Source organism: Marisediminitalea oceani (assembly GCF_003731635.1).
Lineage (GTDB): Bacteria > Pseudomonadota > Gammaproteobacteria > Enterobacterales > Alteromonadaceae > Alteromonas > Alteromonas oceani.
Map to the genome: position 1 here is coordinate 1 of NZ_RCUA01000043.1, position 14,650 is coordinate 14,650.

At 51.1% G+C, this 14,650-nt stretch carries 13 protein-coding genes; 4 read left to right on the forward strand and 9 right to left on the reverse strand.

Annotated features, from left to right (window positions below):
* A partial coding sequence (locus D9T21_RS22875) for a hypothetical protein (RefSeq protein WP_206427269.1) occupies nucleotides 1–285 on the forward strand: 285 nt, incomplete at its 5' end.
* Here D9T21_RS22875 and D9T21_RS13140 read toward each other — a convergent pair.
* Together D9T21_RS13140 and dnaQ are read right to left on the reverse strand one after the other, a co-directional pair.
* The gene (locus tag D9T21_RS13140; protein WP_206427270.1) at nucleotides 244–1,659 is read right to left on the reverse strand and encodes a TIGR03503 family protein; all 1,416 of its coding nucleotides are present in this window, start codon (nucleotides 1,657–1,659) and stop codon (nucleotides 244–246) included. The two genes, D9T21_RS22875 and D9T21_RS13140, sit on opposite strands and share 42 nt — an antisense overlap.
* Nucleotides 1,660–1,692: 33 nt before the next feature.
* A complete protein-coding gene (gene dnaQ, locus D9T21_RS13145) occupies nucleotides 1,693–2,385 on the reverse strand; it encodes a DNA polymerase III subunit epsilon (RefSeq protein ID WP_123325439.1) in 693 nt (230 codons plus the stop codon).
* 86 nt (nucleotides 2,386–2,471) lie between these two features.
* Between dnaQ and rnhA the strand changes: the two genes are divergently transcribed.
* Entirely contained in the window at nucleotides 2,472–2,936 is a 465-nt protein-coding gene (rnhA, locus tag D9T21_RS13150; protein ID WP_123325440.1) for a ribonuclease HI, read from the forward strand.
* 43 nt (nucleotides 2,937–2,979) lie between these two features.
* On the opposite strand, the gene yghU is transcribed toward rnhA, so the two are convergent.
* The 3 genes from yghU to D9T21_RS13165 all read right to left on the reverse strand — a co-directional run bounded on the left by yghU (nucleotide 2,980) and on the right by D9T21_RS13165 (nucleotide 5,326).
* A complete protein-coding gene (gene yghU / locus D9T21_RS13155) occupies nucleotides 2,980–3,840 on the reverse strand; it encodes a glutathione-dependent disulfide-bond oxidoreductase (RefSeq protein WP_123325441.1) in 861 nt (286 codons plus the stop codon).
* 68 nt (nucleotides 3,841–3,908) lie between these two features.
* Nucleotides 3,909–4,886 carry an NAD(P)H-quinone oxidoreductase gene (locus tag D9T21_RS13160; protein ID WP_241155710.1) on the reverse strand — a complete coding sequence of 326 codons (978 nt, stop codon included), beginning with the start codon at nucleotides 4,884–4,886 and terminating at the stop codon, nucleotides 3,909–3,911.
* 8 nt (nucleotides 4,887–4,894) lie between these two features.
* Entirely contained in the window at nucleotides 4,895–5,326 is a 432-nt protein-coding gene (locus D9T21_RS13165) for a GNAT family N-acetyltransferase (RefSeq protein ID WP_123325443.1), read from the reverse strand.
* A 92-nt stretch (nucleotides 5,327–5,418) separates the two neighbouring features.
* Between D9T21_RS13165 and D9T21_RS13170 the strand changes: the two genes are divergently transcribed.
* Nucleotides 5,419–6,606 carry a class I SAM-dependent rRNA methyltransferase gene (locus D9T21_RS13170; RefSeq protein WP_123325444.1) on the forward strand — a complete coding sequence of 396 codons (1,188 nt, stop codon included), beginning with the start codon at nucleotides 5,419–5,421 and terminating at the stop codon, nucleotides 6,604–6,606.
* A 75-nt stretch (nucleotides 6,607–6,681) separates the two neighbouring features.
* Here D9T21_RS13170 and D9T21_RS13175 read toward each other — a convergent pair whose 3' ends face one another.
* The 4 genes from D9T21_RS13175 to D9T21_RS13190 form a co-directional block, all read right to left on the reverse strand.
* Nucleotides 6,682–6,984, reverse strand: a complete 303-nt coding sequence (locus D9T21_RS13175) for a PilZ domain-containing protein (protein ID WP_105935860.1) — start codon at nucleotides 6,982–6,984, stop codon at nucleotides 6,682–6,684.
* Nucleotides 6,985–7,154: 170 nt separating this feature from the next.
* Nucleotides 7,155–11,051, reverse strand: a complete 3,897-nt coding sequence (gene hrpA, locus D9T21_RS13180) for an ATP-dependent RNA helicase HrpA (protein ID WP_123325512.1) — start codon at nucleotides 11,049–11,051, stop codon at nucleotides 7,155–7,157.
* Between the two features lie 144 nt (nucleotides 11,052–11,195).
* Nucleotides 11,196–11,615 carry a CBS domain-containing protein gene (locus D9T21_RS13185; protein WP_105935861.1) on the reverse strand — a complete coding sequence of 140 codons (420 nt, stop codon included), beginning with the start codon at nucleotides 11,613–11,615 and terminating at the stop codon, nucleotides 11,196–11,198.
* Nucleotides 11,616–11,942: 327 nt separating this feature from the next.
* A complete protein-coding gene (locus tag D9T21_RS13190) occupies nucleotides 11,943–12,965 on the reverse strand; it encodes an isoaspartyl peptidase/L-asparaginase family protein (protein ID WP_123325445.1) in 1,023 nt (340 codons plus the stop codon).
* 189 nt (nucleotides 12,966–13,154) lie between these two features.
* Here D9T21_RS13190 and sbcB point away from each other — a divergent pair, with 189 nt between their 5' ends.
* A complete protein-coding gene (gene sbcB, locus D9T21_RS13195; protein ID WP_123325446.1) occupies nucleotides 13,155–14,594 on the forward strand; it encodes an exodeoxyribonuclease I in 1,440 nt (479 codons plus the stop codon).
* Nucleotides 14,595–14,650 lie beyond the last annotated feature (56 nt).

Sequence of the window (14,650 nt, forward strand, 5' to 3'; positions counted from 1 at the left end):
GAACCCGCGACCCCCGGCGTGACAGGCCGGTATTCTAACCAACTGAACTACCGCTCCACATTTTCAATCATTTCAGCAAGTTACTTGGGTAAGTGCATTAACCTGTCCCTCACTGCGGCGCAGATGATACGTATTACCCCGAAAGGAGTCAACGGTTTTTTTCACGAAAATGTCATTCTTTGGATCGTTTGCCTGATAATTCGCCACGTTGGCCGAAAAGCCAGCAAAACCGGCGCATGCAGGTTATTCTTTAGGCTTTTTAAACTTACCCAGCAGACCGCCTAACAAACCCGGCCTGGCCGCCTCGGCAGGTTTAGCTGCGGCTTTCGCATCAGCCTTTGCTTTAGCTGGCTGTGCACTTCCCTTGCCTTTACGACGCTTCAGGAAGATAACCACAACAGCACCGAGTAGCCCAACGCCAACAATACTGCCATTAACAATGATCAGCCACATCATCAGGGTGTCGTCGTCCATGCCCTCTTCTTCTTCGGTGGTAACCTGCGGCTCGGGAATAACTTCATCCACGTTGTTGTCGGCGGCCGATTCGGTAACCTCAGGCTCGGGTAATTCAGGTTCGGCCACTAAAAAGGTGAATTCCGGCACATCCAGAATAAAATCACGGCCGTTGACGGTTTTACCATAAGCGGTCATTTTTACCCTGAAAATACCGTAATCGTAGGCAATGATGAGGTATTCGCGTACATCGCCGCCCAACTCAGTGAGCGAAAAGTTGCGCACGTCGGCATTGGGGTAACGCACTTTGCCGTCTACCAGCAAGGTGTTTATATCCACCAGGTCACGGTCTACGTCGATCAGCAATTTGTGATAATCGTTACCGCCGCCGTCGAGTTCAACGTCTATTTTAACCGGGTTAGGGTAAAGTCTGAGTGGCGGGTCGACCTGTTCACGGGTAAACATAGGCGTGGTAACCCGAAAAACCGGTTGCCACTCACCAGCCGGTACATTCAGATTAAACTGACCGGTAAACACACCATCCAGCGGCGCCTCATCCATGCCTCGGCCATTATCTTCGAACGTGGCAATTTGCTGGTCGTCGGCACCGAAGTTATCGTAATTCGGGTTGTTTGTGCTCACCAAATCAATGGTCAGCTCAACCACGTCACGAAACTGGCTGTAATCGATGGGCTTATCGCCGTTGGTCAGGTAGGCCGTTTGTTTGAGAATTTCACCGGAAAATAAAATGGGTGGTAAGGGCTCAGCGTGCAAGGCAATGTCAGATAGCACCATCACGCGGCTGCCTTCAACAATCTGCCCCACCGCCTGCCAGGGGCCGGGCACTGGATTTTTAATGCTGATCATGTCGTAGGTATCAGAATCGAACCAGAAGATGTCCTCACCTTCTACCTGCGACTGGAATATTTTGGAGCCATCCGGGCGAACCAGCACCACGGGCGCAGAGCCGTATTCCCGGAAGAACACCATGGTGACTTCCTTAACATTGTGATCGATGCGAAAACGGTTTTGCAGCAGCTTAATACCATTTTCATAATCGTTACCAATCAGCGCAATGGGTGATTCACTCTCGGCTTGCTCAGCGGAAGCCTCAGGCGTTGGCTCAGCGCCCTGCTCTGCAGCCTGCCGGGCACTAACCGTAAAGGCCAGTGCTACACTCAAAATTATCAGTAATGCTCTGCTCACCCAATTAGCCCTGTGTTGGCAAATTTCACCGGTTTACTGGCGCCAGATTGGATTTTGTACCAGGTCCAGACGCGCCTCATGCTGTGTTAATTCATCGGCAGTAGCTTGAATAACCTTTAATTTTTTTCCATTACGGGGAATTCGGCGGATCACCTCAGCACCACCAGAATTGGCCTGATTGTTACCACTAAGATTCAGATCGGTCTGTCCACCGGTCATCATCAGGTACACGTCGGCCAGGATTTCGGCATCCAGTAATGCACCGTGCAGTTCACGATGGCTGTTGTCGATACCATAACGCTTACACAGCGCATCCAGGTTGTTCTTTTGCCCGGGGTGCATATCACGGGCCAGTACCAGGGTATCCAGCACGCCGCAAATTTCTTTGGTTTTTACGCTCGCGGTGGGGCCATGCATAGCGAACTCGTGATCCATAAAGCCCACGTCGAAGGGCGCGTTATGAATAACTAACTGGCCGCCGCGGATAAACTCTATAAACTCACTGGCCACATCGGCAAATACCGGCTTATCAGCCAGAAATTCGTTGGTAATACCGTGAACCTCTATGGCTTCCTGTTCAATTTCGCGCTTAGGGTTAATGTAAACATGAAAATGATTGCCCGTAAGACGGCGATTGATCACTTCCACACACCCTATTTCGATGATCCGGTGGCCTTCTTTTGGATTAATACCCGTTGTTTCCGTATCCAGTACAATTTGACGCATAAACCACTCTTATCTTATTGCTGATTGCGGTAGTATACCAAGCCACTGCCAAGTGACCACGCTTGAGGTTAAAAAAAGGAGAATCCGTGGCCCAACAATCTGTGCATATTTATACCGACGGCTCTTGTTTAGGCAATCCCGGCCCTGGCGGCTATGGTGCAATCTTAATTTATGGCAAGCACCGTAAAGAGATCAGCGAAGGGTTTACGCTAACCACTAACAACCGCATGGAACTACTGGCCACCATTGAAGCGCTCAAATTGCTGACTAAACCCTGCCAGGTGGAACTCACCACCGACAGCCAGTATGTAAAGAACGGTATCAACCAGTGGATCCATAACTGGCGGCGCAATGGCTGGCGTACCAAAGATAAAAAGCCGGTAAAGAATGCCGACCTGTGGCAGGCCCTCGATGAGGTAATCCAGCAACATGAAGTCAACTGGCACTGGGTAAAAGGTCACAGTGGCCACCCGGAAAACGAACGCTGCGATGATTTAGCCCGTAACGCTGCAGAATCACCTACCAAAGAAGATACCGGTTATAACTCGTGATCCACAAAAAAGCGCCCGGTTCAGGGCGCTTATGTAAGGCATCTTAAGCCGGCTTATTAGCCAGCACGGCATCAATATCCGCAGCCTCATGACGCTCCCGAAGCTGCTCCCACTCCTCACCAAATGTGCGATTAACAATGCGGCCACGCTGCACCGCTTCACGAGCCTCAACCTGCCCGGCCCAGCGCCTTACATGAGTATAGGTGTGAACCTGCAGAAACTCAGCGGCGTTATACAGATAACCCAGAGCCAAACAGCCATACCAGGGCCAGATAGCCATATCAGCGATAGTGTATTCATCACCCGCTATATAGGTATTCTGCGCCAGATGCTTATCCAGCACATCCAACTGACGTTTCGCTTCCATGGCAAAGCGATTAATCGGGTATTCCTGTTTCTCATCGGCATAGGCATAAAAATGGCCGAAACCGCCACCTAGAAACGGTGCCGAACCCTGTGCCCAGAACAGCCAGTTTAAGGTTTGGGTTCTGGCCAGGCCTTCTGTTGGCAGGAACTTGCCAAACTTCTCTGCCAGATAAACCAAAATCGACGCCGATTCAAACACGTTAACCTCGTTTTCACCGGACTTATCTACCAGTGCTGGAATTTTTGAATTCGGATTCACCGCCACAAAGCCCGATGAAAACTGATCGGACTCACCAATATTTATCAGAAAAGCATCATACTCTGCCGCAGTTACCCCGGCCGCCAGTAGCTCTTCCAGCATGATAGTTACTTTCTGGCCATTGGGTGTACCCAGCGAGTAAAGCTGCAGCGGATGTTCGCCTATCGGTAGTTCCCGCTCAAAACGGGCACCGGATTCCGGGCTGTTGATGTTCGCCCACTTATTGCCACCGGCTGCGTCATTTACCCAGACCTTAGGCGGGACATATTGTTCACTCATAACGTCTCCTGAAAATTCACATTAAGCTCGAAGTCGCAAGCACCTGAATAACCAGTCTCAGCGCTGAACTACCAGCTGATGACAACCTTACCGCTGGTGTTGTTATTCAGCACCTGTTGATGCGCCTGCTCGACTTCATTCACTGTATAGACCGTATCAAGCGGTACTTTTAATTCACCGGTACTAAAAGCCGGCAAACAGTCGCGGCTGAAAGCTTCTGTCAGTCGGGCTTTATAATCATTGTCGCGACTACGCAAGGTGGTGCCGCGCACACTGGCTCGTTTACCTAATAACAGCGCCATATCAAGTTTATCGGCAAAGCGTCCGGCCATCATGGCCAGGTACACCACTGAGCCATCAGTGGCGAGCACTTTAAGATTCCGGTTCAGGTAATCGCCTGCCACCATGTCCAGCACCATATTAACGCCCTCAGGCCAGTGCGATTTGAGCTCATCTACAAAGTCTTGCTGCTTATAGTTCACCAGTAATTCGGCCCCGGCCGCTTCACAAACGGCCAGTTTCTGTGCCGACGAAGCGGTAGTCGCCGTGCTGATATTCCACAGCTTACACAGTTGCAGGGCAGCAAGCCCTACTCCGCTGGCGCCCGCGTGTATTAACGCTTTCTGGCCATTATCTATCTGCCCAACCCAGCGCAGGGCCTGATAAGCGGTTAAGAACACTTCACTTAAACCGGCTGCTTCGGTATCAGACAGCGCTTCCGGAACGGCCATCAGATGATTGGCCTCAATAGCCACATATTCAGCGTAACCACCACCTGAGACAATGGCGCATACCCGCTGCCCGGGCTGCCAGTCAGTTACCGCTTCGCCCACCGACTCAATAACACCGCTCACTTCCAGCCCTAAAATTGGGCTTTCACCTTTAGGCGGCGGATAATGGCCGGCGCGCTGCAGTAAATCGGCGCGATTAACCGCAAACGCGGCTACTTTAACCAGCACCTGAGTCGTTGTAGGAACAGGTAACTCAGTGGTTTGCAATGATAAACCCGACTCCATGTTACCTTCGGTATGTTGAATAAATTGCATGAAAACACTCATTGTTGATAAATATCCGGCTGCCAGATTTGCATTAACGGACTGGCGTCTTCCACCGGTGAAAAGCCGTATTTTTTGTATAAATCATGGGCGTCTTTGGTGGCCAGCATAAATCGTCTGAGCCCTTGTAAATCAGGATGGGCAACTACCGCATCGAGTATTTCACGGCTTACGCCGCGACCGCGCCATTCAGGTAGTACAAATACATCAGACAGATAACCAAAAGTGGCTTTGTCAGTGACCATGCGGGCAAAGCCTACGGTGTTTTGCTGTGCATCGAGGGCCGCAAAACACAGCGAATTTTGCAGTGCTTTATGTAATGTTGCCACCGGGATGTTTTTCGCCCAGTAACTGTTACGGATAAACTCATGAATGGTTTGAAAATCCATTTCATGTAAATGATTGGTGATACTAATGGCAGAAGCAGACATAGCCCGTCCTGTGGCAACTAAACCTGGCCGTGCAGTGAACGGCAATAACCAGTATACTGCGCGCCGGTCGAACTTAAGAAGAATGTCAGAGTATGCCTGCTACCGTTATATTACAAGAAGGTCGCGAGAAATCGCTTAAACGTCATCACCCCTGGGTATTCGATGGTGCAGTGGCTAATGTGAAAGGTCGCTGCCGCAGCGGTGATACGGTAGACGTAGTGGCCGCTGACGGTTCATGGTTGGGCCGTGGCGCCTATTCCCCGGCTTCCCAGATCCGTGTGCGTATCTGGACATTCGACCAGCAGGAAGTCATCGATAACGCGTTTTTTCTGCGCCGTATCGAGCAGGCCTGGCAGCTCCGCCAGCGCCTTATGCAACAGGCAAATACCAATGCCTGCCGGCTGGTTGCCGCCGAGTCTGATGGGTTACCCGGCGTTACTATAGATTTATATAACAACCTGGCAGTGCTGCAATTACTTAGTGCCGGGGCCGATAAACATCGCAGTAAGATTGTCTGGGCTTTACAAAAGTTGTTGCCGGACGTGGCAATCTTTGAACGCAGCGATGTGGATGTAAGAAGTAAGGAAGGGCTTGAGCCGCTTATTCAGCCTCTGCACGGCGATATTCCCGACGAAGTAGAAATTGTTGAGCACGGCGTAAAAATCCTGGTAAACCCGCATACCGGCCATAAAACCGGCTTTTATCTCGACCAGCGCGAAAACCGTTTAGCCGCCAGTCGCTATGCGCAGCAGGCCAGCGTACTGAACTGTTTTAGTTATACCGGCACCTTTGCCTGTTACGCCCTTAACGGCGGAGCGTCACACGTGACCAACGTAGACGTGTCGCAACCGGCACTGGATATGGCCAGTCGCCATATTGAGCTCAATGGTTTTGCCGCCGAGCAGTGTAGCCAGGTAAAAGGCGATGTTTTTGAGGTGCTGCGCAATTACCATAGTAAGCAACAGCAATTTGATATGGTGATCCTCGATCCGCCTAAGTTTGTCGACAGCAAAGCGTCGCTTAAACGGGCCTGCCGGGGCTACAAGGATATCAATATGTATGGCATTCACGCGGTTAAACCTGGCGGTATTTTGCTGACGTTCAGCTGTTCGGGCTTAATGGAGCAGTCGCTGTTTCAGAAAATTGTTGCAGATGCGGCACTGGATGCCGGTCGACGAGTGCAAATACTAGAGCATTTGTCGCAGGCGCCCGATCATCCGGTTGGTCTGAATTATCCGGAAGGCTATTACCTGAAAGGGTTAGTTTGTGTGGTTTTGTAGCAGATAAGCAATAAAAGAAGCATACGAGTCCCAGCGCTGCCCGCCAGAGGTAGCGCTTAACCAGATCACCGTAACTTATTTCATCTCAGAAATTTCAACACCCACAATACAACTGCTATCAGACTCGGGTACGCAACGCACCACTTTAGCCACCGCTGATAACGACGGTATCTGTGAACTGGTTGAATCGATGCTAACGCTTACCTGCGTGCCGACTTCAATTGATGGCTCATCAACTTCCAACGACATACCGGTTGCGCTGATATCCTTACATACCGCCTGAAGCGTCCGGCTCGACTCATCATCGATTATTTGTAACTGACACGGAGAGTTAACCATCATCCTGAAAAAGTTGCGTTTATCATCGTATCCTAACATTTACTTACTTCTCCTCTCACCTCAACTGCAAATGGGAAGGCAAAACTGCCTTACTACTAACAAGTTTATAGGGTGACATCCGTGAGTTGTCAATGTAATTTCAGGCCAGTCCCGAGGGTTAAGTTTAAAATAACGTTATTTGTTGGTTTCTATGCCGCTCAGAAAGATTTTTAATACGCTTCCAGTACGCTTAACACCCGTTTAGCTGAAATTGGATAAGCCGTACCCAGCTGCTGGGCAAACAGCGAAACCCTCAGCTCCTCAATCATCCAGCGCACCTCAGCCAGTTCGGCAGGCACTTTGTCGGCATGGTATTTATTGAGTACTGCCGCATAGGCCTGCTCAACTTTATCCAGCGTTATTTGTTGTAAGCGGTCACGATTCGGGTCGACCGGCAGCTTTTCCAGCCTGCGGGCCAGTGCCTTAATGTAGCGGTTCCAATCGGCCAGCCGGGCAAAGCCCACCTCGGCCACAAAGCCCGGGTACACCAGCGTCCCCAGATGTTGTTTAATGTGGTTAAGGCCAGCCACCATGTCCAGCGACACCTTGCCTTTCATTTTCTTCTGACACTGATGGGCCAGCGTCAGACCGGTTTCTACCTGCTGAGCAATGGCCAGCACCGACTCGTTGATGTTGGCCCGCACGTGATCGAGGCACCGGTCGAAGCTTTCTTTATCGCGAATGACCAGCTCGTGCTTTGCCTGAAATTCGTGGCTGAGCGCGTCGATGCCAGCCAGAATGCAATCATCAATAAGCGCTTTAATCTGGCCAAAGGGGTTAAAGTACAGCCCCAGTTTGGCTTTGTTTGGCAGCTTCTGCTCCAGATAATTCACCGGCGAAGGCATACCCAGCATCAACAAGCGATTCAGCCCCTGTTGATGCAGTGCGTTAGCTTTTTCCTGCTCGGCAATCAGCTCGATGTCTACCCGGCCATTATGATTAACCAGCGCGGGATAGGCCTGTACCTCAAAGCCACCGTGCTTTTGGGTAAAGCTGGCTGGCAGCGTATCGAAATCCCAGCTGGTGATATCCTTACGCTCAAGTTCCGGCGTAGCAGCCTGCTCAAAGGTTTCTTTTACCCGCCCCTGCAGACGGTCTTTCAAGGCTTGTAAATCATCGCCGCGGCCAAGTACGTTGTTATCAGCATCCACCACAGCAAAATGCATGATCAGGTGCTTGTCCAGCTGCTCCGGTTGCCAGTCTTCCGGCTCTACCCTCACCCCGGTCATTCTTAGCAACTTGGTGGTCAGTGCATCAAGCAGCTTAATTGGCTTACCGGACTTTTCTTCCTGCATGCGCATATCAGCCAGTGCCGCCTGGGCGTAATTTGGCGCAGGCACAAAGTTACGCCGCAAACGTTTCGGCAGGCTTTTAATCAGCTGGACCACCCGCTCTTCGCGAAGTCCCGGGACCTGCCAGTCAAAGCCGTCTTCCACCACCTGATTAAGCAGCGGTAAAGGGATGCTTACCGTCACGCCATCGTCTTCGGCGTTAGGCTCAAAATGATAGTTCAGCGGCAGAGTAATATTGCCTTGTTGCCAGACGTCCGGAAACGCATTAGCCGCCGAGGTGCCGGGTTGCTCGCGAAACACATCCTGCTCGGTCAGGCGTAAAAAGTCGGTAGAGGACTGCTGCTTTAACCACTTTTTAAACGCGGCGTCGTTATTCACTTCAACCGGCAGTTTATCGGCGTAAAAATCCACCAGGATTTGTTCGTCGACCATAAGATCCCGACGCCGGGTTTTCTGCTCCCAGCCATCGGCGAGTTCAAGTAACGCCTGATTATCCTCTAAAAAGGCATAGCGCAGCTTTGTCTCGCCATTAACCAGTGCTTCACGGATAAACAGCTGATGACAGGTGGCCGGATCTATCTGGCTGTAAGTCACATAACGCTGCGCCACAATCGGCAGGCCAAATAAGGTCACCCGCTCGCTGGCTGTCACTGCACCACGTTTTTTCGACCAGTGCGGTTCAGCGTAATTGCGTTTCACCAGATGCTCACCCAGCGATTCCAGCCACTGCGGTTCAATTTTGGCTACCATACGGCCGAACAGCTTGGACGTTTCCACCAGCTCGGCTGCCACAATCCATTTGGGATTGGCTTTAGCGAGCCCTGAGCCGGGAAAGATCATAAATTTGGTATTGCGCGCACCAAGGTATTCCCGGTCTTTGTCTTTCATGCCCACATGGGATAACAAACCGCTACACAAGGCCTGATGGATGGCCTGATAATCGGCGGCCTGACTGGTAATTCGCAAATCGATTTCAGCAACAGACTTACGTAACTGGCTAACGATGTCCTGCCATTCGCGCATACGCAGGTAATTGATGAAATGGCCATGGCACCATTTACGCAACTGGCTGTTCGACAGTGCTTTTTGTTGCTCCCTGAAGGCTACCCATAAGTTCCAAAGAGCAATAAAGTCGGAGTCTTTATCGGCAAATTCACTGTGCGCCTCATCGGCCTGCGCCCGTTTATCCTGAGGGCGCTCACGGGGGTCCTGAATGGATAATCCGGCGGCAATCACCATCACTTCCATCAGCGCGTTAAACTCACCGGCGGCCACCACCATTCGGGCATAGCGTGGATCGACCGGCAGGCGGGATATCTGTCTACCCAGTTTGGTTAACGCTACCCGCCCCTTTTTGCGGGTAATGGCTTCAATTTCTTCCAGCAAGCGAAAACCATCGTTGATCTGACGACTGTCCGGCGGCTGCACAAAATCAAACTGGTTGATGTCACCCAACCCCAGACTGGCCATTTGCAGAATAACTGAGGCCAGATTGGTACGCAGAATTTCCGGATCGGTAAATGCCGGCCGGTTGTCGTAATCCTGCTCGGAATACAAACGAATACAGATACCTTCAGAGACCCGGCCGCATCGACCGGCCCGCTGATTCGCTGATGCCTGGGAAATAGGCTCAATGGGCAGGCGCTGTACTTTACTGCGCGCGCTGTAGCGGGATATTCGAGCCGTGCCCGGGTCGATAACATATTTAATGCCCGGCACTGTTAGCGAGGTTTCGGCAACGTTAGTAGACAGCACAATGCGCCGCCCGCTGTGCGACTGAAAGATCCGCTGTTGCTCAGAAGCCGACAATCTTGCATACAAGGGAATAATTTCGGTGTGCCGGTACTGGCGGCGACTCAGCGCATCCTGCGCATCGCGAATTTCACGCTCACCGCTTAAAAACACCAGAATGTCACCCGGTGGTTCGCGCATAAGCTCGTCTACCGCGTGGATGATCCGCTCCACCTGGTCGGCATCATCCTCGGCGTCTTCCGGATCGTGATAGCGAACTTCTACCGGGAAGGTTCTGCCGCTCACCTCAATAATCGGCGCATCATTGAAATAGCGCGAAAAACGCTCAGGATCGATAGTCGCTGAGGTAATAATAACTTTCAGTTCCGGGCGTTTGGCCAGCAGTTGTTTAAGATAACCAATCAGAAAATCGATATTCAGGCTGCGCTCGTGGGCCTCATCGATAATGATGGTATCGTACTGATTCAGAAAACGGTCCTGCTGCATTTCTGCCAGCAGCATACCGTCAGTCATCAGCTTTACCAGACTGTTGTCGCTGACCTGATCAGAAAAGCGAATTTTAAAACCGACCAGATCACCAATAGTGGTATTGAGTTCATCGGCAATGCGGTTGGCCACGCTGCGGGCGGCCAGTCGCCGCGGCTGGGTGTGGGCAATGGTGCCGGCCACGCCGCGGCCAAGTTCCAGGCAGATTTTAGGGATCTGGGTGGTTTTACCGGAGCCGGTCTCACCAGCGATGATGACTACCTGATTGTCGGCAATGGCCTGTTTGATGTCATCCTTTCTGTCACTGACCGGCAGTGGCGGATAATCGATATCCGGAATAGACGACTGGCGGGCCGAGCACCTTTCCACCGACGCATTAATACGTTCGATGACTTTTGCCAATTGCTGCTGATTGCTCTCGTTGGATAGATCAGCCTTTCCCAGTTTTTGTAACTGACGGCGTATAGGAAACCTGTCTTTAATAAGACATTGCGGCAATTGACTGAGTAACGCACCGATCGGCGAAGGCTTTGACATAAAAGCAGATAACATCCGGAAACTAAAAACGCAGCGATCCTAGAAGAACCGCAGCCATTTTTCCAGTCTCAATATCCCGAATGCCAGCGTGCTGGTCTTTTATTAAGCCAGCATCACTGTAAAAATCAGGCGTTATCGGCCTTATCAGGCGGTTTTGGGGTATTCCGCGTGTAAGTGTTTATCGATAGCAAACAGGATCTGACTGCGGGTAATGCAACCTACCAGCTTGTTGTCACTGTTGACTACCGGATACACCTTAGGTTTTTCAACCAGCAGTTTTTCTGCCACTTCCAGAATCGACATATCTTCACGCACCGTGAGTACTGGCGTTTTCATGATTTCACCCACGCGACACACTTGCTCACGGTAATAGGTCGACTCCACCATGGCTTTGATGCAGTCCTGTTCGGATAAAAAGCCACACAACTGCCCTGCACTATCCAGCACAGGTCCACCGGACTGGTTGTTTTGCAGTAGCTTTTCTACCGCTTCAGCCACCGGCATTGACTCAGTGAGCTTAACCGGATGCTGACTCATGTATTTACCTACCAGTAACGATTCCATAGATCCTCCTTTGCCACGATTAAACCTTACGCTCTGCTGTGGCGTGATTGTTATTATCAAGAGGGTGATAGCGCATACTACAGCTATATAACGGGGCATTGTTGCCCGGCTATTAAGACAGCCTCTGGGGCGTCTTGCCCTGTAATAAGCCTAGTTCAGAATGCGATGGAATGTTAACTTTTTCTTAACACTACTTTGGTCGTAATAAGGGGGAATTTTAGGAGGATGAAAGGTGATTTCAGCAAGCTGAATTAACCCAGAAGCGCTACCAGTATCACCTTTTAAGGCATACCGGACATTAACAGGTATTAATGTCCGGTATCAGTTTTACTCAACCCATTCTTTATAGATGCCAACTTTCACTTTGCCGTCAGTATCGATTTGCGCCCGGTACATACCGGCAGAATTAAACACCGCGGCAATGTTGCCATCGTGGTCAATGGCGATAATACCGCCATCGCCGCCGGCTTCAACCAGCACATCGTTAATCACTGTATTGGCCGCTTCATCAAGGCTTACACCGGTATATTTCATCCGTGAACAAATGTCTGCAGCTACGTGGTAGCGAATAAAATACTCACCATGGCCGGTGGCAGATACCGCACAGCTACTATTATCGGCCCAGGTACCGGCACCAATGACCGGCGAGTCACCAATGCGGCCATAACGCTTGGCGGTCATGCCGCCGGTGGACGTACCAGCCACCAGGTTACCCTGCTTATCGATAACTACAGCGCCAACCGTACCGAAGCGCTCGTTGCCCTGCTGACCACCGTAAGCAATGCCCCCCGTTAAAATACGTTCCCGGGCTTTCTCCAGCGCTTTGTAGCGACGGTCGGTATCGAAAATATGGTTATCAACCGGCTCCATACCGCGCGACAAGGCAAATTCTTCGGCGCCTTTACCACTTAACATAACATGGGGAGAGTGCTCCATCACCGCTTGTGCGGCGGCAATCGGGCTGGCGATGGTTTTAACGCCCGCTACCGCACCTGCGTTTAAGGTGCCACCATGCATCATTGAGGCATCCAGCTCATGTTCGCCGTCAAATGTGTACACCGCGCCAATACCGGCGTTAAACAGTGGCGATTGCTCCAGTACCTGAATGGTTTCTACCACTGCAGTTTCACCATCTACCCCGGACTGCAGTAACGCGTAACCTTTCTTAACTGCTTCGGTAAGCTTCTCAACGTAGGCTTTCTCACGCTCGGGAGTCATGTTCTTTTTCAGTATTGTGCCGGCACCGCCGTGGATAACAATGGCAACGTCAGCCGCCATAGCCTGAAAGGATAAACCCAGTGCGCACAAAGAAGCAGCGAGAAGAGGTTTGACAGATACATTATTCAACATTAGTGGTTCCTAAAATTTATTATCGTTGTGTAATTTACTCTACTGCCTATTGCCTGCAGGTACCAGAGTCATTCACCCTGCAAGACCGGGACTTCCTCCCGAACACGGATTTTCTGGCTTCTCCCCCGGTTAACCATGTTAGGATGTCGCTATAAAAGCAAAAGCGTTACGGATTAAACGACCTAAACCATGAGTACTACCAGTTCTGCAACTTTTCTCTGGCACGATTACGAAACCTGGGGAGTCAGCCCGCAAAAAGACCAGCCGAGTCAGTTTGCTGCCATCCGCACCGATCAGGATCTCAATGAGGTGGGCAAACCCATCAATATTATGTGTCGCATTAGCAACGATTACCTGCCCCATCCACAGGCGGCACTGGTGACCAAACTGACACCACAGCACACCCTGCGGGACGGCATGACAGAAGCAGATTTTGCCGCCAAAGTACATCAGGCCATGAGCGAACCTAACACCTGCGTGGTGGGCTATAACAGCATTCGCTTCGACGATGAAGTAAGTCGCTACATGTTTTATCGAAACTTTTACGACCCCTATGGCCGGGAGTGGCAAAACGGCAATAGTCGCTGGGATATCATTGATCTGGTTCGGGCCTGTTATGCACTCCGCCCGGAAGGTATTGAGTGGCCGCTGAGGGAAGACGGCAGCCCGAGCTTTAAGCTGGAATTACTCACCGCAGCAAATGGTATTGACCATGGCCAGGCGCACGACGCCCTGGCAGATGTGCGTGCCACCATTGCGTTGGCCCGCCTGATAAAGGAAAAACAGCCTAAACTATTCGACTATGCTTTCTCGTTACGCCAGAAAGCCCATGTCATTAAACAAATAAACCTGCAGCAACTCACCCCACTGGTACATGTATCATCTAAGATCCCCGCCAGTCAGGGCTGTTGCACGTGGATCCTGCCTGTTGCGCAGCACCCCACCAACCCCAACGCGATTATTTGCGTAGACTTAAGCAAGGATCCGCAAGCCATTTTAAACGAGAATGCCGAAACCCTGCGTAGCCTGCTGTATGCGCGCCAGGAGAGCTTTGAGGAAGGCCAGCAACGCCCGGGGATTAAGCTTATCCACATAAACCGTTCGCCGTTTATTACTACCGCCAAGGCGCTGACCGAAGGCAATGCCGATCGTCTGGGCCTGGACCGTGAGCAATGCCTGGAAAATTACAAACGCCTGGCCGAAGATACCGCCTGGCGGGATACCCTGATTGAGCTTTACAATGAGCCCCATGAAGATAGCGAAGTTGATGCCGATCACGCACTCTACAGCGGCGGCTTTTTAACTAACGAAGAGAAGCACTGGTGCGATGATGTGCGAGAGGCTCAACCGGAGCAGCTCAGCGTACTTGCTGAGCGCATGCAGAACCCCAAACTCAAAACCCTGCTGTTTCGTTATCGGGCCAGAAACTATCCGCATACACTAACGTTTGAGGAAAGCCAGCGTTGGCAGCAGCACCGCCAATTTAGATTGACAGCGCCAGATTCTCCGGCCAGTATCACCATAGATGCTTACCTGCTGGAGCTGGAACAACTGGCCATGCAACATGCAGAAAATAACGAGCACAAAGCGATATTGAAAGCGTTATACGATTACGCACAAAATTTGTAGTATTTGTGTAGGGTCAACCGCTACAGAAATACCCAAAATTGCAGATATAGAATAAT

Bases quoted from the DNA above. Each gene is read 5' to 3' on its own strand.
- D9T21_RS13175 (WP_105935860.1), bottom strand. From the start codon at position 6,984: ATGTTAGGATACGATGATAAACGCAACTTTTTCAGGATGATGGTTAAC.
- D9T21_RS13190 (WP_123325445.1), bottom strand. From the start codon at position 12,965: ATGTTGAATAATGTATCTGTCAAACCTCTTCTCGCTGCTTCTTTGTGC.
- D9T21_RS13170 (WP_123325444.1), top strand. From the start codon at position 5,419: ATGCCTGCTACCGTTATATTACAAGAAGGTCGCGAGAAATCGCTTAAA.
- sbcB (WP_123325446.1), top strand. From the start codon at position 13,155: ATGAGTACTACCAGTTCTGCAACTTTTCTCTGGCACGATTACGAAACC.
- hrpA (WP_123325512.1), bottom strand. From the start codon at position 11,051: ATGTCAAAGCCTTCGCCGATCGGTGCGTTACTCAGTCAATTGCCGCAA.
- D9T21_RS13160 (WP_241155710.1), bottom strand. From the start codon at position 4,886: ATGCAATTTATTCAACATACCGAAGGTAACATGGAGTCGGGTTTATCA.
- yghU (WP_123325441.1), bottom strand. From the start codon at position 3,840: ATGAGTGAACAATATGTCCCGCCTAAGGTCTGGGTAAATGACGCAGCC.
- D9T21_RS13185 (WP_105935861.1), bottom strand. From the start codon at position 11,615: ATGGAATCGTTACTGGTAGGTAAATACATGAGTCAGCATCCGGTTAAG.
- D9T21_RS13165 (WP_123325443.1), bottom strand. From the start codon at position 5,326: ATGTCTGCTTCTGCCATTAGTATCACCAATCATTTACATGAAATGGAT.
- dnaQ (WP_123325439.1), bottom strand. From the start codon at position 2,385: ATGCGTCAAATTGTACTGGATACGGAAACAACGGGTATTAATCCAAAA.